Source organism: Arthrobacter sp. FW306-1B-F12A, from assembly GCF_058781865.1.
The window spans coordinates 167,235-187,977 of sequence record NZ_JBYSXD010000002.1; the positions used below are offsets into that span (position 1 = coordinate 167,235).

General features: G+C 64.7%; 18 protein-coding genes. 8 read left to right on the forward strand and 10 right to left on the reverse strand.

Annotated features, from left to right (window positions below):
* Window positions 1-61 precede the first annotated feature (61 nt).
* The 7 genes from AC3WJU_RS01995 to AC3WJU_RS02025 all read left to right on the forward strand — a co-directional run bounded on the left by AC3WJU_RS01995 (window position 62) and on the right by AC3WJU_RS02025 (window position 9,394).
* Window positions 62-2,068 (forward strand): helix-turn-helix transcriptional regulator, encoded by a 2,007-nt coding sequence (locus AC3WJU_RS01995; protein ID WP_492258999.1) that lies wholly within the window; start codon window positions 62-64, stop codon window positions 2,066-2,068.
* Window positions 2,069-2,088: 20 nt separating this feature from the next.
* Window positions 2,089-2,439, forward strand: a complete 351-nt coding sequence (locus AC3WJU_RS02000; protein ID WP_059389228.1) for a hypothetical protein — start codon at window positions 2,089-2,091, stop codon at window positions 2,437-2,439.
* Between the two features lie 32 nt (window positions 2,440-2,471).
* Window positions 2,472-2,738 carry a Sec-independent protein translocase subunit TatA gene (gene tatA, locus AC3WJU_RS02005; RefSeq protein WP_059389227.1) on the forward strand — a complete coding sequence of 89 codons (267 nt, stop codon included), beginning with the start codon at window positions 2,472-2,474 and terminating at the stop codon, window positions 2,736-2,738.
* 48 nt (window positions 2,739-2,786) lie between these two features.
* Window positions 2,787-3,581 (forward strand): twin-arginine translocase subunit TatC, encoded by a 795-nt coding sequence (gene tatC, locus AC3WJU_RS02010; protein ID WP_059389226.1) that lies wholly within the window; start codon window positions 2,787-2,789, stop codon window positions 3,579-3,581.
* 24 nt (window positions 3,582-3,605) lie between these two features.
* Complete coding sequence (locus tag AC3WJU_RS02015) at window positions 3,606-6,503, forward strand: DEAD/DEAH box helicase (RefSeq protein ID WP_492259000.1); 2,898 nt, start codon at window positions 3,606-3,608, stop codon at window positions 6,501-6,503.
* A gap of 32 nt (window positions 6,504-6,535) precedes the next feature.
* Window positions 6,536-8,212, forward strand: a complete 1,677-nt coding sequence (locus tag AC3WJU_RS02020; protein WP_492259001.1) for an amidohydrolase — start codon at window positions 6,536-6,538, stop codon at window positions 8,210-8,212.
* A gap of 438 nt (window positions 8,213-8,650) precedes the next feature.
* Window positions 8,651-9,394, forward strand: a complete 744-nt coding sequence (locus AC3WJU_RS02025) for a polyprenol monophosphomannose synthase (RefSeq protein ID WP_059389224.1) — start codon at window positions 8,651-8,653, stop codon at window positions 9,392-9,394.
* A gap of 68 nt (window positions 9,395-9,462) precedes the next feature.
* Here AC3WJU_RS02025 and AC3WJU_RS02030 read toward each other — a convergent pair whose 3' ends face one another.
* On the reverse strand, window positions 9,463-9,804 hold the full coding sequence (locus AC3WJU_RS02030) for a YegP family protein (protein ID WP_492259002.1): 342 nt from the start codon (window positions 9,802-9,804) through the stop codon (window positions 9,463-9,465).
* A 222-nt stretch (window positions 9,805-10,026) separates the two neighbouring features.
* Here AC3WJU_RS02030 and AC3WJU_RS02035 point away from each other — a divergent pair, with 222 nt between their 5' ends.
* Window positions 10,027-10,284 (forward strand): DUF6458 family protein, encoded by a 258-nt coding sequence (locus AC3WJU_RS02035; protein WP_078107972.1) that lies wholly within the window; start codon window positions 10,027-10,029, stop codon window positions 10,282-10,284.
* A 90-nt stretch (window positions 10,285-10,374) separates the two neighbouring features.
* On the opposite strand, the gene AC3WJU_RS02040 is transcribed toward AC3WJU_RS02035, so the two are convergent.
* From AC3WJU_RS02040 to AC3WJU_RS02080, 9 genes are all read right to left on the reverse strand, one after another.
* Window positions 10,375-11,619, reverse strand: coding sequence for a serine/threonine-protein kinase (locus AC3WJU_RS02040; protein WP_492259003.1), 1,245 nt, complete (start codon window positions 11,617-11,619; stop codon window positions 10,375-10,377).
* A 209-nt stretch (window positions 11,620-11,828) separates the two neighbouring features.
* A complete protein-coding gene (locus AC3WJU_RS02045) occupies window positions 11,829-12,782 on the reverse strand; it encodes a sugar kinase (RefSeq protein ID WP_492259004.1) in 954 nt (317 codons plus the stop codon).
* Complete coding sequence (locus AC3WJU_RS02050; protein WP_284988162.1) at window positions 12,779-13,453, reverse strand: bifunctional 4-hydroxy-2-oxoglutarate aldolase/2-dehydro-3-deoxy-phosphogluconate aldolase; 675 nt, start codon at window positions 13,451-13,453, stop codon at window positions 12,779-12,781. Before AC3WJU_RS02050 ends, AC3WJU_RS02045 begins: the two co-directional genes overlap by 4 nt.
* Before the next feature lie 77 nt (window positions 13,454-13,530).
* Window positions 13,531-14,907: an MFS transporter gene (locus AC3WJU_RS02055; protein WP_492259005.1), complete on the reverse strand. Its 1,377-nt coding sequence runs from the start codon at window positions 14,905-14,907 to the stop codon at window positions 13,531-13,533.
* 48 nt (window positions 14,908-14,955) lie between these two features.
* Window positions 14,956-16,008 (reverse strand): alcohol dehydrogenase catalytic domain-containing protein, encoded by a 1,053-nt coding sequence (locus AC3WJU_RS02060; protein ID WP_492259006.1) that lies wholly within the window; start codon window positions 16,006-16,008, stop codon window positions 14,956-14,958.
* On the reverse strand, window positions 16,005-17,528 hold the full coding sequence (locus AC3WJU_RS02065; RefSeq protein WP_492259007.1) for a mannitol dehydrogenase family protein: 1,524 nt from the start codon (window positions 17,526-17,528) through the stop codon (window positions 16,005-16,007). Before AC3WJU_RS02065 ends, AC3WJU_RS02060 begins: the two co-directional genes overlap by 4 nt.
* A gap of 3 nt (window positions 17,529-17,531) precedes the next feature.
* The gene (gene manD, locus AC3WJU_RS02070) at window positions 17,532-18,749 is read right to left on the reverse strand and encodes a D-mannonate dehydratase ManD (protein WP_492259008.1); all 1,218 of its coding nucleotides are present in this window, start codon (window positions 18,747-18,749) and stop codon (window positions 17,532-17,534) included.
* Window positions 18,746-19,726, reverse strand: coding sequence for a 2-hydroxyacid dehydrogenase (locus AC3WJU_RS02075; protein WP_492259009.1), 981 nt, complete (start codon window positions 19,724-19,726; stop codon window positions 18,746-18,748). The genes manD and AC3WJU_RS02075 overlap by 4 nt, the downstream gene beginning before the upstream one ends.
* Window positions 19,727-19,728: 2 nt before the next feature.
* Complete coding sequence (locus tag AC3WJU_RS02080; RefSeq protein ID WP_307053968.1) at window positions 19,729-20,718, reverse strand: LacI family DNA-binding transcriptional regulator; 990 nt, start codon at window positions 20,716-20,718, stop codon at window positions 19,729-19,731.
* Window positions 20,719-20,743: the final 25 nt, after the last annotated feature.

Here is a 20,743-nt window from a genome sequence, read left to right on the forward strand (position 1 = left end):
CCCCCCCCCCCCCCCCCCCCCCCTTCCGCCTTTGCCGGAGGAATTTAGTAACGTAGCAGGCGTGTCCGCATCACGTACCGAACGACTCCTGAACCTGCTGATCGCCCTTCTGAACACGAAATACGGGCTGTCACGGGCCGTTCTCAGGCAGCAGGTCTATCACGATTCCGGCGAGAGCGACGTCGCGTTCGGACGCATGTTTGAGCGGGACAAGGCGGAGCTGAAGCGGTTTGGCTTCGACATCGAAACGCTCCTTGACCACGGTTTCGGCTCGGACGATCCCGCTTCGACCCGATACCGGATCGGCAAGGAGTCCAATCGATTGCCGTACGTGCACCTGACGCCGGCCGAGGGCACGGTTTTGCTTCTGGCCGCGCAGCTGTGGGAACGCGCGGCGCTTGGCTCTGCCGCTGCAAGCGCGCTACGTAAGCTGCAGGCTTCCGGCGACCTTGCCGACGTCGAACTCCCCGCCGGCGTCCAACCGCGCATCAAGCCCGCCGGCCAGGCTTTTGACGACATCATCGTGGCCATGAACGGCCGGCACCCTGTGAGTTTTGGCTACCGTGCCGCGAGTACCGGCAAAGACGAACGCCGGATGGTAGAGCCCTGGGGCCTCGGGAGCCGGTTCGGCCAGTGGTACCTGGTGGGCTACGACAGGGGCCGGAAAGCGAAACGGTTTTTCAGGCTGTCCCGGATGACGAGCGATGTTCACGTTGAGACCGCGTATCACTGCGAAATCCCCCCAGGGTTTGATACCCGTGCCGAACTGGACGGCCTCAATGAACTTCCCTTGCAGGAGGCCCAGCTCGACGTCGCCGAAGGCCGTCTGCTGGGTCTTCGCAAGCGCGCGGTGGGTGTCGGCGGAGCCGGAGGCGTCAGTGGCTCCCGGATGGGAAGGGACCGCCTCTCCGTGCCGTACCGGGATAGCGAACTGCTCGCCGAAGAACTGGCCTCCTACGGTCCCCACGTGCTCGTGGAGGGACCTCCCGAGCTGCGCGACGCCGTGATCCGTCGCCTTGAGGCTGCCGCCGCGTTCGCCTCGAGCCCCGCCGTCGAGGTCCGCGTCGAAGACGCCGGACCGGCACCGCGGGCGCGTAAGCGGACCTCGGAAGACCAGCTCAACCGCATGCTCCAGCTGGTCCCCTTCCTTGTCCATAACCAGGGCCTGCCCATCCAGGAAGTGGCGGACCGTTTCGGTGTCACCCGCGAGGAACTAGTCGAGGACCTGAAGATCCTGATTTGCTCCGGCCGCCCCGAAGGCTATCCGGATGACTTGTTCGATATCGATTGGGAAAACGAGCACGTCTACATCCGCGAGCACCTCGACCTCAACCGGCCCATCGGCTTCAGTGTTGATGAGGCTTCCGCCCTGCTGACGGGCTTGGCGACCCTGGGCGGGCTTCCCGCCCAAGCCGGAATGTCGGAGGACGAGCAAAGCGGAGCCCTGCAGTCAGTAACACTGAAGCTCACCGGCGCGGCAGGGGAGGCCGGCCGTTTGGCGGCGGCAGTCGCCGGCCCGCCCGTCGCCCCGGCCGACGCCGGCGCGTTCGACACCATCACCCGCGCGATCCAGGAGGGCCGCCAATTGCGGCTTCGCTACCTGTCTCAGCAGCACGACTCCGTGTCCCAACGGGACGTCGACCCTTTCCGGCTTTATTCCTTGGACAACACCTGGTACTTCGAGGCGTACTGCCACAGCAAAGCCGGGCTGCGGAACTTCCGCCTGGACCGCATCGAGGAGATCGAGCCCAACGGCCGTTCCGTTTCCAAGAGCGCAAGCACCGAGGAGGGCGTCCCGGTGAAGCTATACACACCGAACGACGACGACGTGGTGGTCGTGCTCCAGCTGACCCGGCAAGGCGCGGGGCTGGCGGATGACTATTATGCGGAACGGACGGCCGTGCTTCCCGACGGCGGCTTGCTTGCCGAGGTCCGGTTCGGAAATGCGGACTGGTTGCCGATGTTTGTCGCACAGCACGGCGGTGCGGCCCGCATACTGGCGCCAGAGGGGCTTGCCGGCGCCTCGGTCGCCTGGCTGGCTGCCGCACTTGCGCAGTACAAGCAATGAAGGCTGGTTAGACTACTCAGATGCCTTGGTGGTCCTGGATCCTTTTATGGCTCGCGCTGATCGCGGTGTCGCTGCTTTGCTACGTCCTGTTGGGCGTCCGGCTTTTCCGGAAGTTCATGGCCACGGTGCGTGAATTGAGTGCCGCAGGGGAGCGGCTGGGGCACCGCACGCACCTTCCCGAACGCCCCGACGACGACGGCGAGTCTCCAGTGAAAGTGTTCGGTGCGGCCGTTTTTGCCTCACCGGAACAGATGCGTCATGATTACGTGACGGCCAAGGCCTCCCGCCAGGAAGTGCGTCGCCAGAAGCGCGTTAAGCGCAAAGCGGAACGGGGCCAACCCCAGTCTCTGCACGACATCGATTTCAGTTAGACGTAGGATGTATTCCAACGAAAGGACTTCCCGTGGGACGACTATTTGATGGCCCTTGGCCAATTGTCATTATCATCATCGTGGCCCTGCTGCTCTTCGCGGCACCCAAGCTGCCTGCCATGGCCCGCAGCCTCGGCCAATCGATGCGCATCATCAGATCCGAAGTCAAGGAAATGAAGAACGACGGCAAGCCGGCGGCCAAGGACGACACGGACCCCGTTGAAGGCAAAGTGGTCAACCACCCCGAAGCGAACAAGAGCGGCAACGACACCGACGTTCCGCCTGCAAGCCGTAGCTAAGCAGTAGTGGCAACGAAGACGGGCCGCAAAGCCAACCCCGAAGGGCGGATGGCGCTCCTAGACCACCTGAGGGAGCTTAAGAACCGGCTGATCAAGTCTGCCATCGGCATTCTCCTAGGCGCCGTGGCAGGGTGGTTCCTCTATGAGCCGGTAGTCAACAGCCTGTCGGATCCATTGGTCAAGATCGCGCAGGAGACCAAACGCACCGCGGTCCTGAACTTCGCTAGCGTGGCCGATCCCTTCGACTTCAAGCTCCGCATTGCTATCCAGATCGGCCTGGTACTCTCAAGCCCCATCTGGATCTACCAGGTCTGGGCATTCATCACTCCCGGCCTGACCAAGAAGGAACGCCGGTACACGCTCGGGTACATGGCCGCCGCTGTGCCATTGTTCCTGGTTGGCGTGTACGTCGCCTGGCTGGTGATTCCGAACGTCGTGCGGGCACTGCTGCAGTTCACTCCACAAAACGGTGCCAACAACATCGACGCTTCCCAGTACTTGACGTTCGCTACGCACATGCTTCTTTTCCTGGGTATCGCCTTCCTGGTACCGGTGGTGCTGGTGGGCGTCAACATGGCGGGCGTCTTGAGCGGCAGGACCATCCTCAAGGCCTGGCGCATCACGGTCTTTCTCGTGTTTGTCCTGGCAGCGGTTGCCGCGCCCGGTGCTGACGCGCTGTCAATGTTCATGCTTGCCGGCCCGCTCCTGGTGCTGTTCTTCGCCGCGATTGGTCTCTGCATGCTGAACGACAAACGTCGCGCCCGCCAGCAGTCGAAGATTGCCGCCGAGACGGAAGCCACGGCCGACCTCGCCACACCCGCCTCCGATCTGGAGAACCTGTAGTCCCACGGCCACTAGGCTTGAAGCATGTCCTCCAATTCAGGGGCCCTTTCGCCCTCAGAAGCCTTTCAAGCAGCAGCGCAACGGAGTGCCGAGTCGAAAACCTATCTTGGCACCTTTGCCCAGTCGCTGGAGTTCGAGCTTGACCCTTTCCAGCGTGACGCGTGCCGTTCGCTCCAGGAAGGCAAGGGAGTACTCGTGGCGGCGCCCACGGGGGCCGGGAAGACAATCGTCGGCGAGTTCGCCATCTACTTGGCCCTCGAACGCGGGCTCAAGGCGTTCTACACGACGCCGATCAAAGCGCTGAGCAACCAGAAGTTCTCCGAGCTATCGGCGAAGTACGGTGCCTCAAGCGTTGGACTGCTGACCGGCGACACCACCATCAACGGCGAGGCTCCGATCGTGGTGATGACCACTGAAGTCCTGAGGAACATGCTGTATGCCGATTCGGACACCTTGGGGGACCTTGGCTACGTCGTGATGGATGAGGTGCACTACCTGGCAGACCGCTTCCGCGGCGCAGTCTGGGAAGAAGTGATCATCCACCTGCCCAGCGAAGTGCAAGTGGTTTCCTTGAGCGCCACGGTGTCCAACGCGGAAGAGTTCGGCGCGTGGCTGGACACGGTGCGTGGACACACCGACGTGATTGTCTCCGAACACCGTCCCGTCCCCTTGTGGCAGCACGTCATGGTGGGGCGTGAAATCGTTGATCTCTTCGCGGGGGATACCACCTTTGACGAGATCGCTCCGGAGGCAGCAGACGGCGAAGGATCCGTGCCGGAGCCAGTCCGGGAGCCCGACAGGAACCCCCCGCAAAGGGAATTCGAGGTCAACCCGGAGTTGCTTTCCATGGCACGGGCGGAAAGCCAGATGAACTTCCGCGGCCGCTTTGGCCATGGCGGACGCAGCCGCCGGCGGCAGGACCGCCAGCGTGACAACACAGCCAGTGAGCAGCGCAGCCCGGTGCGCAAGGCCAGCCGGCCCCAGATCATTGCGAGCCTGGACCGTCAAGGACTGCTTCCGGCCATTACCTTCATCTTCTCCCGCGCCGGTTGCGACGGAGCTGTTGCGCAGTGTGCCGCGGCCGGGCTGTGGCTCACGACCGAGCGCGAACAGCAGATCATTGCGTCCCGGGTGGACGAGGCGAGCCGGGAGATTCCCGCCGACGACCTCGATGTCCTGGGCTTTTGGAGTTGGCGCGACGGGCTGCTCCGCGGGCTCGCGGCGCACCACGCCGGTTTGCTGCCGACCTTCAAGGAAGTCGTCGAGAAACTCTTCGCCGATGGCCTGGTCAAAGCCGTTTTCGCCACGGAGACCCTCGCCCTGGGCGTCAACATGCCCGCACGCTGTGTCGTCCTGGAGAAGCTCGACAAGTTCAACGGCGAAGCCCACGTCAACATCACCGCGGGGGAGTACACCCAGTTGACCGGCCGGGCGGGACGGCGCGGAATCGACGTCGAAGGCCACGCAGTGGTGCTTTGGCAACCGGGTACGGATCCTGCTGCCGTCGCGGGCCTCGCTTCGCGGCGCACCTATCCGCTCAACTCAAGCTTCCGCCCTACCTACAACATGAGCATCAACCTGATTGCCCAGTTCGGGCGGCCCCGGGCACGGCAGATCCTCGAATCGTCGTTCGCCCAGTTCCAGGCGGACCGTTCAGTCGTCGGGCTGGCCCGGCAGGTGCGAAGCCGTGAAGAGTCCCTGGCCGGCTATGCCGAATCCATGAAGTGCCACCTCGGCGATTTCACTGAGTACGCCAAGCTCAGGCGGGATCTCAGCGAGGCAGAACAATTCGCCTCGAGGAGCACCTCGCGGGCCCGCAAGTCGCTGACCGTTGACTCCCTGAGCCGGCTCATGCCCGGCGACATCGTCAAGGTTCCGGGCGGACGCACGCCGGGTTACGCCGTCGTGCTCAATGCCGATCCGAACTCGCGCGAACCTCGGCCCGCGGTCCTGACGGAAGACAACCAGCTTCACAGGATCGGTGCCCACGAAGTCGAAGGGCCGGTTGATCCCGTGTCCTGGATCCGGATTCCCAAGGCGTTCAACGCCAAGCTGCCCAAATCCCGCCGTGATCTGGCATCCGCCATGCGGAATGCCGTGCGGGAGGGGCGTCCGCCGGCCCGCGGCACGAACCGGAGCGAGGACTTCGGGCGCGCCCGCTACATGCCGGACCAGGAAAAGAAGATCGCAGACCTTCGCCGGGCACTGCGAGCCCATCCGTGCCACGGCTGCAGCGAGCGTGAGGACCATGCCCGTTGGGCCGAACGCTGGTGGAAACTGCGGCATGAAACCGATGGGCTCATCCGGCAGATCCAGGGCCGTACCAACACGATCGCGAAGACATTTGACCGGGTCTGCGATGTCCTCGCCGTTTACGGTTACCTCCAGACGTCCGACGCCGGCCATGTCACCATCAGCGCGGACGGCCAGCGCCTGCGCCGCATCTACGGCGAAAAAGACCTACTGATCTCCCAATCCATCCGCCAAGGGGCCATCAAGGACCTCGATGGCGCCGAACTGGCTGCGCTGGCCAGCACGATGGTCTACCAAGCCAAGCGCGACGATCGCGGCCTGCGACCCAAAATGCCGTCCGTATCCCTCGAAACGTCCGTGGACATCGTGGTCCGGGAGTGGTCTGCGTTGGAGGACGTCGAGGACAAGAACAGGCTCCCGCTCACCGCCGAACCGGAGCTGGGACTTGTCTGGCCCATCTTCAAGTGGGCGAAGGGCCGCCATCTCCAGGAGGTCCTCAGCGGCACCGACCTCGCCGCAGGCGACTTTGTGCGCTGGGCGAAGCAGGTCATCGACCTGCTGGACCAGATGGCGAAGATTCCAGGGCTCGAACGGCGCCAAACCAAGATGTGCCGCGAAGCGATCGATCTGGTCCGGCGCGGCGTCGTCGCCTACTCCAACGTCTCCTGACACACCACAGATTCCCAGCAAGGAGCATATCCATGACTCATCCAGGCGTGCCCGCCGAAACCCGGCCCCGCAAGGTCACGATGTACCGGAACGGCTCCGTCTACACAGCCGCTGATCCCTTCGCGACGGCAATGCTGGTTGACGGTGACACTGTTGCCTGGGTTGGCTCTGAGCAGGCTGCAACATCGATTGCCGACTCATCGATGGAGGTGATCGATCTCCGGGGAGCCTTGCTGGCGCCCGGTTTCGTTGACTCCCACATGCACCTCACGGAGACCGGAATTGCTTCCGATTCCCTCCACCTTGGCGGGGTCCGCTCGGCGCGGGAGCTGCTCGACGCCGTCGCCCTGGCCGCCAAGGCACTCGGTACCAGCGGCGTCGTGCTTGGCCACGGTTGGGACGAGTCGGTGTGGTACGAAAAGACGCTGCCCACGCCCGAGGAGCTCGACCGCGCCGCAGGCGGGCGCAAGGTGTACCTGGCGCGCGTAGATGCGCACTCGGCTCTTGCCTCATCCGCCTTGGCATCCGCGGCCGGGCTGGACGGCCTCGATGGCTACGACGGTTCGGCGCACGTCCTGAGGGCCGCCCACGCCGCGGCCCGGCTGGTCGCCAGGCAGTTCCCCGACTCCGAGCGCCGCCGATACCAGGAACTGGCCCTGCGCGAGGCTGCGGCCCACGGCTATGTCGCCTTGGCCGAGATGGCGGCCCCGCACATTTGCAGCGTCGACGACCTTCGGATGTCTGCGTCGTGGAACTCTGCGTCGTGGAAGGAGGGCAGCGCGGGCGTGCCCGGGATCCTTCCCTATTGGGGCGAACTCGCCACATCGGCCGAGCACGCCTCTGCCATCCTGGAAGGCTTGGGCGTGCCCGTCCTTGGCCTGGCGGGGGACTTGAACATCGACGGTTCCGTCGGTTCGAGAACGGCTGCCCTCAGCGCAGACTACGCCGACGCTCCAGGCCACCGTGGAAGCCTCTACGTCTCCGTCGACGAAGCCGCCGGCCACATTGCGGCCTGTTCAGCGCTCGGTATCCAGGCAGGCTTCCACGTCATTGGCGACGCAGGACTGAAGACGGCGCTGGACGCTTTTGACGTTGCCGCATCGGAGGTGGGGGAGCAGCGGGTCCGTGCCGCCGCGCACCGTCTTGAGCATGTGGAAATGGCCGATGCCGGCGATCTCGCCCGGCTTGCGAAATATTCGATCACAGTGAGCGCACAGCCCGCCTTCGATGCCACCTGGGGCGGGGCGGGAAAACTGTACGAGCAGCGCCTGGGGGCGCGAAGCGTGGCCATGAACCCCTTCGCTTCGTATTACTCCACGGGCGTGCCGGTGTGCTTCGGAAGCGATAGCCCGGTCACCCCGTTGCGCCCATGGTCCAGCGTCAGGGCATGCTTGGAACACAGCAATCCGGATCAGCGCATTTCGGCGCGGGCAGCGTTCCTCGGACACACCCGGGCCGGTTGGCGGGCCGGCAAAGAGCGCAATCCGCTGATGGGACAGTTGGTTCCCGGGGCACCTGCGAGTTTTGCGGTGTGGGAAGTCGAAGAGCTGATGGTGCAGGTGGCCGACGACCGCGTCCAGTCCTGGTCTACCGATCCACGTGCACGGACGCCTCTCCTCCCCGCGCTGGACAGCGGTAGCGATCCCGCTTGCCTGCAGACCGTACGCGAAGGCCAGGAGATCTTCGCGAGCGAAATTTTGCGGTCATAGTTGCAGATAGCTTTGCTGGTCCTGGGGGCCCCTGACCTGCATGTATAGATAAAGCCCCAGCTCAGGCGGCGCTTGACAGGATTTGTGAAGTCCGTAGCATTTAGGGTCAACAGGCTTCCACAGGAAATACCTGGTTGTCTGGCCGCGGTGGGGTCCGCTGCCAAAAACAGTCAACGGACCCGTTTTCCAAGACCGTGGCACTCGTAGTGGGCAGGTCCACTGCGCCGCAGAAAACGGTTCGGCCTCGAGTTCAACACGCGTGCCGGCACTGGACCTGCGCTAGTGGGCCTGCCCGCGGCCAAGTGAGACCCATGTGGCGGACGCCACAGGTGTCCCCAGGTACGTCAAGTTGTCGTTCTATAATGGAGAGTTGCGCCTGAATGCCAGCCACGCTGCTGCTCCGGCCCACTGACCGCTCCATCAAGGAAAGGCCTCTTCTTGCGTGTCCTGACGATCATCCCCACGTACAACGAGCTGGAATCGCTACCCAAGACCCTCGGACGGCTGCGCGCGGCTGTGCCCGCCTCAGACGTCCTGGTTGTCGACGACAACAGCCCTGACGGCACGGGACAGCTAGCCGACAGCATCGCCGCCGAGGACGGCCAGGTCCATGTCCTACACCGCAAGGGCAAGGAAGGCCTCGGAGCCGCGTATATCGCCGGATTCAAATGGGGCATGGCCGCCGGATACGACGTCCTTGTCGAGATGGACGCCGATGGTTCGCACCAGCCCGAGCAGCTGCCGTTGCTGCTTGACGCGATCAACGACGGCGCCGACCTTGCGATGGGCTCACGCTGGGTTCCCGGTGGCGGCACGGTGAACTGGCCGTTCTACCGTCAAGCGATTTCACGCACGGGGAGCACCTACGCCCGGCTCATGCTTGGCTTGAAGATCAAGGACATCACCGGCGGCTACCGCGCGTTCCGGCGCAGCACGCTAGAGGCGCTCAAGCTGGACCAGGTCGAATCGGTTGGTTACGGTTTCCAGGTGGATCTGGCGTGGCGGGTCGCCAAGCTCGGCCTGAAGATCGTCGAATGCCCCATCACATTTGTTGAGCGCGAGCTGGGTGCCTCCAAGATGAGCGGCAATATAGTTGTTGAGGCCATGATCAACGTCACCAAGTGGGGGCTCGCCTCCCGGTGGGCCGCGCTGACCCGGAAGAAGACCCCGGTCTCAAAGTAGCCTTAACAGACAAGGCCGGTTCCGCACTCTCTGAAGAGTGCGGAACCGGCCTTTTCCGCAGTCCGGCGCTATTTGACCAGGTTCGGCCACCGCTTGGACGTCAGTGCTTTGATGCCGCGCTTGCGAGCGATGGAGGTTCGGCCCAGCCAACTCCGGCCCCGGGGCGGCCTCGCTTCTGGAAGGGCTGGCGCGGAGATTCCGGATGCCGGTCCGGGTGCTGCCGGCTGGCCCGGGCACAGGTCCGTGATCAGTCCCATTCCCGCGCATGCCCGCACTTCGCGGATTCCCACCACTGCGGCGCGTTTTGTCTCAAAATCCTTCGAGACCGCCATGACGGTCCCGTCCGCCGCCTTAAGCCGGAACCTGTAGCGTTCCCGGGCATCGACAAATAGTTCAAACTTTCCTGCCACGCTGACCTCCCCAATAGAGACATATCGTCCTTCTAACGACCGTACCCGGCGGTCACCTTAAAGCAAAGCACCCTTAGCGTTTAGCCCCTTGCGCCGCACAGATCCCGGATTCCGCAGGGATGTGGTTGCCGGATGGGGCGTCGACGTGTAGTTTTGGCGATGCAAAGTAAGCTTAGTAATACCCGCCACCGCCGGGTCCGCGGTTCAGCAGGAGGTACACCAGTGGGTATCGGATCATCCATCTTCCTTATTGCGATAGGCGCCATTCTGGCCTTCGCGATCCCCGGAGATGTCGTGTCATTCATCGACCTCCATATGGTCGGCTACATCCTTATGGTCGTCGGCGTCATCGGCTTGATCGTTTCCCTCTTCGTGTTCGGCCCGCGCCGGACCCGTCGAATCAGCGAAAGCCGCGCCACAGTAGACCCCGTCACGGGGGACCGCATCGTGACCCGGGACACCCGCGACGGCGGAATCTAGCAACAGCAGGAACGAAGGGGAGGGTCGGCGTGCCGGCCCTCCCCTTTTCCATGTGCATTGTTGCCGCGTCCTCAGACCAAGCGCCGGTTCCTAACCGCCGTTTCCCTTGCCGTTGCCCTTGTGGCGCCCCGGCGGCACCGGTGCTACAGGAGCCGGAGCAACCGGCGTCGATATCTCAACGCTCGGTGAAGGCGTCGGCGTGGGGGTGCTGGGCGTTGGCGTTGCCGAGACGGACGGGTCCGGTGCGGCGGGCGCAGGCGGCTGGAAGGCACTCACACCAACAATCACCAGTGCGGTGGTAAGAAGTGCCGCACCGACGGCCCACGCCTTTCGGCGCGCTCGGATTACGGGCTTCCCCCGCCCGGCCATTGCCGCGGGCTGCACCCCCATCTGGACGGTGGCCTTCGCGGTGCGGGGCGGGCGATCGGGCATGCGGGGAAGGCTCTGCGTGGCTCCATTCGGGGCAACCGGCGTTGGCGCGGGAACGCCGGAACTGAAGGCATCCCGCAGTGCTTGCTCAACCTCCAGTGCGCCGGGCCGGGCGGAGGGCTCAGCCGATGTCATGGCGGTGAGGAGGTCAACCCACCGCGTCCCGAGGGCCTCGGGCACACGGGGCGGCCGGTGGAGCCGCGCAACGGCCGACTCCACGCTGGTTCCCGGGTACTCGAGCTTTCCGGTCAGGCATTCGAGGAGGAGAAGGCCGAGGGAGTAGATATCGCTGGCCGGTCCGAGGGCAGAGCCGGTGGCCTGTTCCGGACTCAAGTACGCGGCGGTTCCCACCATGGTGCCCGTTGCCGTCAGGCGCGTTCCCTCGATGATGCGGGCGATTCCGAAGTCGGTGAGCTTGGGCCGGATGGGTGACCCTACCGGGGTTTCAGGCAGGAGGACATTCGCAGGTTTGATATCGCGGTGGATGATCCCGCGCCCATGGACGTATTCCAGGGCCGACGCCAGATCCGCTCCTATGTGGGCTATGTCTTGGGTCGTCAGCGGCCGGTCCCGCAATCTGGAATACAGATCCGGACCATGAATCAGTTCCATAGTGAGGAATGTCCGGGCATGCTCCGGGTCCCGATGGTCGGTACCGGCATCGAAGAGAGTCACGAGTGACGGATGGTTGAATGTCGCCAGGAGCCGCATCTCGTTTTCATGCCGGGCAAGCTCGTCCGGCCCTCCGAGCTGGGGAGCAAAGAGCTTTAGCGCCACGTCGCGGCCTAGCCTCTCGTCCTGTGCCCGGTACACCGACGCAGTCGCGCCGCGGCCGATCAGGGTTCCCAGCCTGTACCGACCCGCAATAAGAGCATCGCTGTCTCCAGTGATAGGGCCATCCGGCACGGGTTTACCTCGCATTCTTCGAACCGACGGAGCCCGTACAGTCTAGGCCCCCTTTGCCGGGGACATGGACATTCGTCCCCTGTGGGGTAATCGTCCTGAATGGAGGGAAGGTTACGGTTCGGCGCGGCGGGCCAGATCGAGCTTCCCATCGCTTCAAGCTTGGTGCGGCCGCGTAGGCCCCTACCGCGTAGGCCCTACAAAGAAGGTGCTCATCGACTGACCGGTTCAGGGTTGCCGAGGAGTCTCAGTTCATCGCGCCGGGGGAGCCCCTCCCAGTCGCCGGGCACGAGACACACAAATGCACCGGTTCTGACGGCTGTCTGAAGACGCTCCCCAGCCCCCAAGCCTTCGACGAATTCGGCGAGGTATCCGGCCACGAACGCGTCGCCGGCGCCCACGGTATCGAGGACGTCGATTTCCATGGCTTCCTGTCGGAAGAGTTGGCCGTCGATGAATGCCAACGCGCCATCTGCGCCCAACTTGATAATCACTTGGCCCGGACCCATGGCGGCGATGCGCCTGGCGGCCTCTTCGGCGTCGCGGACTGTCCCGACTGCGAGTTCGGCCTCCTCAAGGCCCGCGAAGACGATGTCCACGTGCGGGATGATCTCGCGGTAGGCGCTTCCGGCGGCCTCGGCGTCCCAGAGCTTGCTGCGGTAATTCAGGTCGAAAGATACCGGAACACCGGCTGCTTTGGCTGCGGCGACAGCGTAGTGAAGGGTGGAAGCGGCCTGCGGAGAGAGTGCCGGGGTGATCCCGCTGACATGGAGCAACGCCGCCCCCGCAATCAGCCGTTCGTCGACGTCGTCGGGCGCAATCCGGGAACCCGCACTGCCGGAGCGATAGTACGCAACTTTCTGGGCTGTGGGGGTCCGGCGTTCCTTGACCATCAGGCCGGTCGGCGCGTCGTCGTCCACCGTCACGTGGACGACGACGCCCTCTGCGCGGATCTCCCGCTCTACAAGCTGGCCGAGGGAATCCGCGCCGATGCGGCTGCACCAGACAGCTTGGACACCCAGGCGTTGCAGGCCGATGGCGACATTGGACTCAGACCCTCCGATGCCGAGGCTCATGGTGGACGCATGGGCCAGCGGGCCGGCCTTGTCCGAAGCCATGAGCGCCATGGTTTCGCCAAGGGTGACGACATATGTTCCTTGACTCATCGGGATTCACGCGCCCCATCAACGAGGTTCCGGACCCGTCGCGCCCGCGTGGTCAACTCAGGCAGACTCCCGCCCTTGAAGGCATCGCCGAGGAGCGGCCCTCCGAGGCTCACCGCCAATGCGCCTGCGCGGATCCATGCAGGTACGTCTTCGATAGTGAGGCCGCCTGACGGGACCACTTGGATGTCAGGGAAGGGGCCGCGGAGTTGCGATATGTAGCCGGGCCCGACTGTGGATGCGGGGAAGAGTTTGACGGCGGTGGCGCCTAGCTTCCAGCCGGTGTGGAGCTCGGTGGGAGTGAGCCCACCGGGAAAGACGGGCACGCCGCGTCGAGTGCAGGCAGTGATGACGTCCGGTTCGGTGATGGGCGTAACGATGTACGCGGCGCCCAGGTCGAGTGCCGTTTCGGCCTCCGCAGGAGTGGTCACCGTGCCGACGCCGATTTCCACGGCATCGCCGAAGCGATCGAGCAACAGGGGAAGCTCCTCAAACACTCCGGGCGTGCTCAAGGTCAACTCGATACTGAGCACACCGCCGACCCGAAGGGCTTCGATGACGGGGCTGTAGTCCTTGGCATGCTTGGCCCGCAACACTGCCACGACCCTGGTGTCGAGGAGGATGGCGGATGGCGCCGGACTGGAGACGGTGTCCGGGGTTTCGAGATGGAACATGGATGCCCTTCGTATCTTGGTTGGCTGGCGGGCCTTCCCGACGGCGGCACTTGCCGCCGTCGGTTGCCCTTCGGGTGCTATTGGACGGGCTGCGCTTCGGAGGTCACCGCGATAATCCCGCTTTTGCCGTGTGCCGCGTCCTCGGGGTCCGTGAGGTCGCGGTTCAGGGTTTCCGGTGACATGCGGGTGGCGATGAAGCTGATCAGCATGGTCGCCGACATATAGATCGCCACGGGAATCCAGGAGTTGCTGAACATCCCCAGCAGTGCCGCGCAGATCATGGGAGCGATGCCTCCGCCGATGATGGAAGAGAACTCGCGGCCCAAGGTGACGCCTGCGTAGCGGTAGCGGCTACCGAAGATCTCCGGGAAGTAGCTCATGTGCACGCCCACCACGCCTTGGCATGCCAGGACGAAGCCGACCACGATCACCAACACGATGGCTACCGGCGAGCCGGTGGTCAGCAGCAGGAACGCTGGGGCCGGGAACAGGATGAGTGCGCCGGTGATAAGTGATACGACGCGCCGGCGCCCGATCTTGTCGGACAGGATTCCGAAGGAGACCGCCGCGACCCCGCCGCAGAGCGAACCGATGAGCAGCACAGGGGGAATGAACTTCGGGTCCGTTCCGACCACGGTGATGAGGTACGAGGCCATGAACACCTGGATCGTGTATGACTGGGTGCTGACGCCGAGGTTCATCAGGATGACGCGCAGGACGTTGGCCTTGCCGTATTTGGCAACTTCCCGCAGGGGTGCCGGGGGTTCCGTGCGGGCCTGCTTGATCTCTTCGAAGACCGGTGATTCGTCCAGCTTGCGCCGGATGACCAGCGCTGCGATGGTCACGAAGATGCTGGAGAGGAAGACGAGCCTCCAACCCCACGTGAGCATGTCGTTGGGCGCCAGCGACTGGGCCGCGATCCACACGAGTGCGCCGAGCGCCGTTCCTGCGGCCGCGCCAACCATGATGAGGGACGCCAGCTTGCCTCGGGTTCCAGGGGCGGCGGATTCGGTGAGGAGCGTTGCTCCGCCTGACTGCTCCGCTCCGGCGCCAAAGCCCTGGGCAGCGCGGCAGACACACAGCAGGATCGGGGCAAGGAGCCCTACCTGGCCGAAGGTCGGCAGGAGCCCGATGGCCAGGGTAGCCCCACCCATGAGCAGCAGGGTGACCACCAGTACCCACTTGCGGCCAAGCCGATCGCCGAAGTGAGAGAAGAAGATCCCGCCGAGGGGCCGGAACAGGAATCCAACGGCGAAGGTGCTGAAACTGGCCAGCAGCGCCGCCGCGGGGGAAATGTTCGGGAAGAAGAGCTTGCTGAACACGAGTGCCGACGCGGTGCCGTAGATGACGAAATCGTACAGTTCAAGCGTGGTGCCGATGAGCCCGGCGACGGCGGCTTTCCGGACCTTGCTTTGGTCCACCGGCGTGGGCGGGAGGTTCGCTGCTGTGGTCATTTCCATACTCCTTTGAATGGATGTCCGCTGGCCCGTACGTGGGCCGAGTCAGTAGGTGATGAGGACTTTGAGGTTGGTGGGGTCGCTCACGGGCGCCGTGAGTGCGGCCGCGGCGTTCGCGAGGTCAAACGTGGAGGTGATGATGGACCGGAGGTCCACAGCCCCCGATGAAGCGAGCTGAATCGCCGTCGGGAACGCGTTGGCGTACCGGAACGCGGTCACCAAGTCGATTTCGAAGCGTTGGAGGAAGCCGAGCGGGATCCCGTCGACGGTGGGGCGGGCCTGGCCGACGACGGTTGCCCGGGCGGCAGGGGCAAGTGTCAGGATTCCGTCAGCCAGCGCGCGGGTGTTGCCGGAGCATTCGATCAGGCGATCCATGTCTTTCAGGTCCAAGGCCGTCACCGACGTGTTGATGGTCCGGGTGGCGCCGAACCGGGCAGCAACAGCCAGACGGTCGTCGTTGACGTCGGTCACGACGATCTCCGACGCGCCGCGGCAGGCCGCCACTTGCGCCACGAGCAGGCCGATCGGCCCGGCGCCTGTGATGAGCACCCGGTGCCCGGCCCGCACCTGGGCGCGTTCAACCGCCCAAACGGCGACGGCGAGGGGCTCGATCGCTGCCCCGATCTCGGCCGGGATGTTGGCCGGGAGTTCGTGGAGGGCGGCGTCGGGCACCGCCACGTGGCGGGCGAAGAGACCATCCGTGGGCGGGGAGCCGAAGCAGGTCCCCGCCGGGCAGAGGTTGTAGCGTCCGGAGAGGCAGGTTGGGCAATTCCGGCACGGGAGCGCCGGTTCAATCACGACGGCGGTGCCCGCGGCAATGCTTGCAGCTTCACCGGCCGCAATGACGACGCCGGCTCCCTCATGGCCGAGGACAGTGGGCTGCCGGAGGACATTGGTGCCGTTGCGGCCGTCGGCGAAGTAGTGCATGTCCGAGCCGCAGATACCGCCCGAACGCATTTCAACGATGACATCTTTCGGCCCCATGGCTTTGAGGGGTTTCTCTTCGATCCGGAGTTCGCCTGCGCCGTGGAGCACTGCGGCTTCCGTGGTCAGCGGCAGGGAGGTTCCGTCGGCGCGGCGGACTGTTTGGGTGGTCATCGGATGCTCCGGGTCTGTGCGGGAAGTAGTGACGTTGACTCGGCGGCAGCGTTTGCGGCGGCGAGGGGACCTTGCCGGTGGATGATGTCGATCAGCTCGCCTGTTCGCCGGACGAAGCTTTCGCGGGTCGCGAGTTCGTCACCTAGGAGATGGTGTTCGCCGAGTACCTTCGCCGCGAGGTCCCGCCCGGAGCTGGATCGCTCTGCGAGGTCCTGGAGTGTCCCGCGGGCGGGGTCCTGCATCGCGTTGGCGTGGTTGCCGGGGTCGAATCCTCGAAGAGGTGCGATGCATGAGAGATACGCGGCGACGGTGAGGGCGAGGTAGTGGGGCATAGCGCCGGCGTCGAGCATTTCCAAGGCGGGAATCGGGATCCGCTGGCGGAGTTTGACGGATCCGTCGCTGCCTACCTGGCTGGTCCGGTGCCCCAATGCCGAATTGCGCCAACGCAGGAAGAGTTGCTCCTCGTAGGCGTCGACGTCGACGGCCCCTGGCACAGTGACGCTTGGCAGGTACTCGTCGCGGAGGACCCGGCGGGCGGCGGCTTCGATGTAGTCGATGCCAGCAGCATCGGGAATGGTGGCCGCTCCGGACAGCGCTCCGAGGTACGCGATCAGGGAATGGGTGCCGTTCAAGAGCCTGACCTTGAGCTGCTCGTAGCCTGCGACGTCGTCCGTGAAGATCGCACCTCCGGCCTCCCAAGCAGGGCGGCCGGCTATGAAGTCGTCCTCCAGGATCCACATGGTGAATGGCTCTGCCGGCACGGGGATCTGGTCCGCATAGCCGAGTTGTTCGGCGACGAGGCTACGGTAGCGGTCCGTCGTGGCGGGCACGATCCGGTCCACCATGGATGACGGAAAGGTGACGTTCGCATCGATCCATTGCAGCGCCTCGGCGGCCTCGCCGGCCGGGAGCAATGAGGCAAATTCGCGGACGAGCCGTTGGGTGTGGTGCCCGTTGTCCGCCAGGTTGTCGCAACTGAGGACCGTCACTGGTTTACCGTGGGTTCGTGCCCGCTGCTGAAGTCCGCGGACGATCTGCCCGATCGGGGTGCGGGGGGCAGCGCCGTTGGCGAGATCGTGCTGCACGTCAGGGTCGGAAACGTTCAGCGAGCCTGTTGCCGGGCTGTAGGTGTAGCCGTTTTCCGTGACCGTCAGGGACACGATGCGCGTGGTCTCGGCACCGATGACGGCCACCACGCGCTGCGGTTCCTGTGCCGCGACGAAGGCATCTGTGTGCACGCGAGGGGTCGAGAACTTCGATCCCTCGGGTGAGATTTCCACCACGGTGTAGAGCATGTCCTGGGCGTGCATGGCGTCGGTAATGGCCGAGGAACGGCTGGAAACTCCGATGATTCCCCAGTCACCGCCGCGGGAGCCTATGGCGGCTTCCGTGTACACGGCCTGGTGTGCGCGGTGGAAGTTTCCGAAACCGAGGTGCACGATGCCGGGAGCCGGGGCGGCAGTTCGCCGCAGGATTCCTGGTGTTCCCGCGTTCAGCGGCGGCAGGATTGGCGTGGCCATGGGTCACCAGTCCTTCATGGAGCCGTCGAGCTCCCGCGCGATGGGCAGGAAAGCCTGCGTGTAGGGGAAGCGTGCAGCGGCATGTTCATCCACCTGGACGCCCAGGCCTGGCTCGTCACCCGGGTGCAGGTAGCCGTCCTCGAAGCGGAAGCTCGATTGGAACACCTCCGAGACCAAGGGGTCGTACCCCATGTACTCCTGGATGGCGAAGTTGCTGGTGGCAAGGCCGAGGTGCAGCGAAGCCGACAGGTTGACGGGGGAGACGTCGGACGGGCCGTGGGGTGCGCCCTTGATCTGGTAGACCTCGGCGAGAGCCAGGATCTTGCGTACGTGGGAGATGCCTCCGGCATGTACGACGGCGGTGCGGATGTAGTCGATGAGCCGTTCGGTGATGAGCAACTCGGCGTCCCAGACGGTGTTGAAGACTTCGCCGATGGCCAAGGGAATGGTGGTCTGCTGACGCAGCGTACGGAGCAACCGTTGGTTCTCGGCGGGGGTGGCGTCCTCGAGCCAGAACAGGTCCACCTCTTCCAACGAGCGGGCCAAGCGGGCGGCTTCGGTGGGGTTGAGCCGGTGGTGGACGTCGTGGAGGAGCTTGAGCTCGGGGCCGACGTGCTCACGGACTGCGGAGAGGATCTTCGGGGCGTGGCGCAGGTAGGCAGAAGTGTCCCAGTCTTCTTCGACTGGACCGGCACCGCGTCCGGCCGGTTCATAACTCGCGGCTCCCTTGGCGACCCCGTACACCTTGTCGAGGCCGGGGACGCCGGACTGGGCGCGGACGGCGCGGAAGCCCTGCTCGCGGCGTTGGTCTATCGAGTCCAGCAACTCCGGAAGGTCCCAGCCCGTGGCATGAGTGTAGGTGAGGATCTTGTCGCGGGCTGCGCCGCCCAGGAGTTGGTAGACCGGAACACCGAGGGCCTTGCCTTTGATGTCCCAGAGGGCGAGGTCGATGGCGCCGATCGCGGCCATGGTCACCGGCCCGCGGCGCCAGTATGCACCTTTGTAAAAGTATTGCCAGGTATCTTCGATGCGGTCCGCGTCCCTGCCCAGCAGGGCTGGGGCAAGGTGATCGCGCAGGTAGCTCGCGACGGACAGTTCGCGGCCGTTCAGGGTGGCGTCACCCCAACCGACGATGCCGTCGTCGGTGGTGATCTTGAGGGTGACGAAGTTGCGGCTGGGGCTGGTTACCAGGACGTCGACGTCGACGATTTTTCGGGTCATCGGGAAATCACTACATTCTTCAGCGGCTGGTTCGTGGAAAGGCGGGTGATGTTTTCGGCAATCTCGAGTGCACGGCTGCGGAAGGTCTCTGCAGTGACGCCGGAGGAGTGCGGGGTCATGATGATGTTGTCCAGCCGGCCGAACGGCAGGGTGGAAGGGTCGCCGCGGCCGTCAGTGCCCGGGTATTGGTACCAGACATCGATCGCAGCGCCCGCGATCCGCCGGTCTTTCAGGGCTTCGTAGAGGGCGGCTTCGGCCACGACCGGTCCGCGGGCAATGTTGACGAGCAAGCCGTCCGGGCCGAGGTCGTCGAGTTCGGCCGCGCCTACGATGCCGGTGGTTTGCTCCGTGAGCGGAATGCTGACCACGAGGATGTCGGATTCGCTCAGTGCCTCGCCGAGGCGTTCAATGGTGCCTGCCCACCGCAAGGCGTTGGCGTGTGCGTCGACGCTTCCGCTGCGGGTGATGGCGATGCCTTCGGCGCCGAAGGCCTTGAGGAGCGACCATGCCGCTCCGCCGATGTGCCCGAACCCGAGGAATGTCACCACAGCGCCGCGCAGTGTTTCCGGCTGGCGGATTTCGGAGGAGTAAACGGACGAAGACCAGACACCGCTCCGAAGCGCCGCGTCTTGACCGATCAGGTTGCGACGGAGGGCCACCAAAACCGCGGCGATGTGTTCGGCAATGGAGCTTTCGTGGTGGAAGGTGTTCGCGCACACCGCCCCTGCGGGCAGTGCGGACGCGTCGATACCGTCGTATCCGGCACCGCCCACGTGGACCAGGCGCAAGTTGCCCGCGGCCGAGCCCATGGCTTCGGTGAAACGTGGCCCGACGTAGACGTCGGCATCTTTGAGGTCGGTGAGCACCGCATGCTCGCTCCAGCTGTCGTGCCAGGAGGCAAGGGCGCCCTCGGGGAGCGCGGTTTCGAAAGTGGAGCGGTGGGGCATCAGGTTGGGGTCTGCGATGACGATTCTCATGGTTACTTTCCCTGGAGGGCTTGCTCTGCGGTGCGCGCGGCAAAAGTGGAGCCACGCACGATGAGTTGTGAACTGAGGTGCACGGCTTCAGTTGCTGTCGGCTTTCCGGCCATCTGCTCCAGGAGGAGCTCAAGGCTGAGGGCGCCGCTTCGGTCAATGGGTACGCGGATGGAGGTGAGCCCCGGCTCTGCCGCGGCGGCAATGTCGAGGTCGTCGATGCCGACAACGCTGATGTCCTCCGGGCAGTGGTAGCCAAGGGTACGGGCGCCGGCGAGCATGCCGATGGCGACCAGGTCGTTGTAGGCAATAACAGCGGTGGCACCGCTGGCGACCACCGACGCCGCCGCGGCCAATCCGCCGTCGACCGTCGCATTCTGGTTCCCCACGGTGACAAGCTCGATGCCCCAATCGGCGCAGAAGCGGGTGATGGCTGCACGTCGCTGGCCGTTGGCCCACGATGACGCGGGTCCGGGAATGTAAGCGAGCTTGCGGTGACCGAGGGCGTAGAGATGCTCGACGGCTTGGCGGATTCCCTCGCCGGCCTCCATGAGCACCCGTGCGGCGTGCTCCGCCTCGCCATTGATCACGACCAGCGGTGCGCTGCCCGCGAGATCGTGGATCTGCTCGGAAGGCAGGCGGGGTGAGCAAAGGATGATGCCATCCACGCCCGTGGCAAAGGACTCAAGATGTGCGCGTTCCCTCGAGGACGATTCGGAGGTGTCGGCGAGGACCATCCGGTGGCGGCCATGCCATGCCTGGTCCTGGATGGCTTTGATAAGGGCGGCGAACACCGCATTTGAAATGTCGGGGACGATGACGCCGAACGTCCGGCTGCCCGTCACTCCGGGCACGTCGTAACCCAACTGCTCGGCAGCGGCCATGACCTTCTGCCGCGTTTCGGCTGCCAGCCGGCCCGGATCCCCGAACGCCCGCGACGCAGTTGCCAGGGAGACCCCCGCCAGCTTTGCGACATCCGTGAGTTTTGCCGACATCTGTCCTCCAGTTGCTTCGTTGAAA

Coding starts and splice junctions, on each gene's coding strand:
- AC3WJU_RS02000 (WP_059389228.1), top strand. CDS start 2,089: ATGCCTTGGTGGTCCTGGATCCTTTTATGGCTCGCGCTGATCGCGGTG.
- tatC (WP_059389226.1), top strand. CDS start 2,787: ATGGCGCTCCTAGACCACCTGAGGGAGCTTAAGAACCGGCTGATCAAG.
- AC3WJU_RS02015 (WP_492259000.1), top strand. CDS start 3,606: ATGTCCTCCAATTCAGGGGCCCTTTCGCCCTCAGAAGCCTTTCAAGCA.
- AC3WJU_RS02020 (WP_492259001.1), top strand. CDS start 6,536: ATGACTCATCCAGGCGTGCCCGCCGAAACCCGGCCCCGCAAGGTCACG.
- AC3WJU_RS02045 (WP_492259004.1), bottom strand. CDS start 12,782: ATGAGTCAAGGAACATATGTCGTCACCCTTGGCGAAACCATGGCGCTC.
- AC3WJU_RS02050 (WP_284988162.1), bottom strand. CDS start 13,453: ATGTTCCATCTCGAAACCCCGGACACCGTCTCCAGTCCGGCGCCATCC.
- AC3WJU_RS02055 (WP_492259005.1), bottom strand. CDS start 14,907: ATGACCACAGCAGCGAACCTCCCGCCCACGCCGGTGGACCAAAGCAAG.
- AC3WJU_RS02060 (WP_492259006.1), bottom strand. CDS start 16,008: ATGACCACCCAAACAGTCCGCCGCGCCGACGGAACCTCCCTGCCGCTG.
- AC3WJU_RS02065 (WP_492259007.1), bottom strand. CDS start 17,528: ATGGCCACGCCAATCCTGCCGCCGCTGAACGCGGGAACACCAGGAATC.
- manD (WP_492259008.1), bottom strand. CDS start 18,749: ATGACCCGAAAAATCGTCGACGTCGACGTCCTGGTAACCAGCCCCAGC.
- AC3WJU_RS02075 (WP_492259009.1), bottom strand. CDS start 19,726: ATGAGAATCGTCATCGCAGACCCCAACCTGATGCCCCACCGCTCCACT.
- AC3WJU_RS02080 (WP_307053968.1), bottom strand. CDS start 20,718: ATGTCGGCAAAACTCACGGATGTCGCAAAGCTGGCGGGGGTCTCCCTG.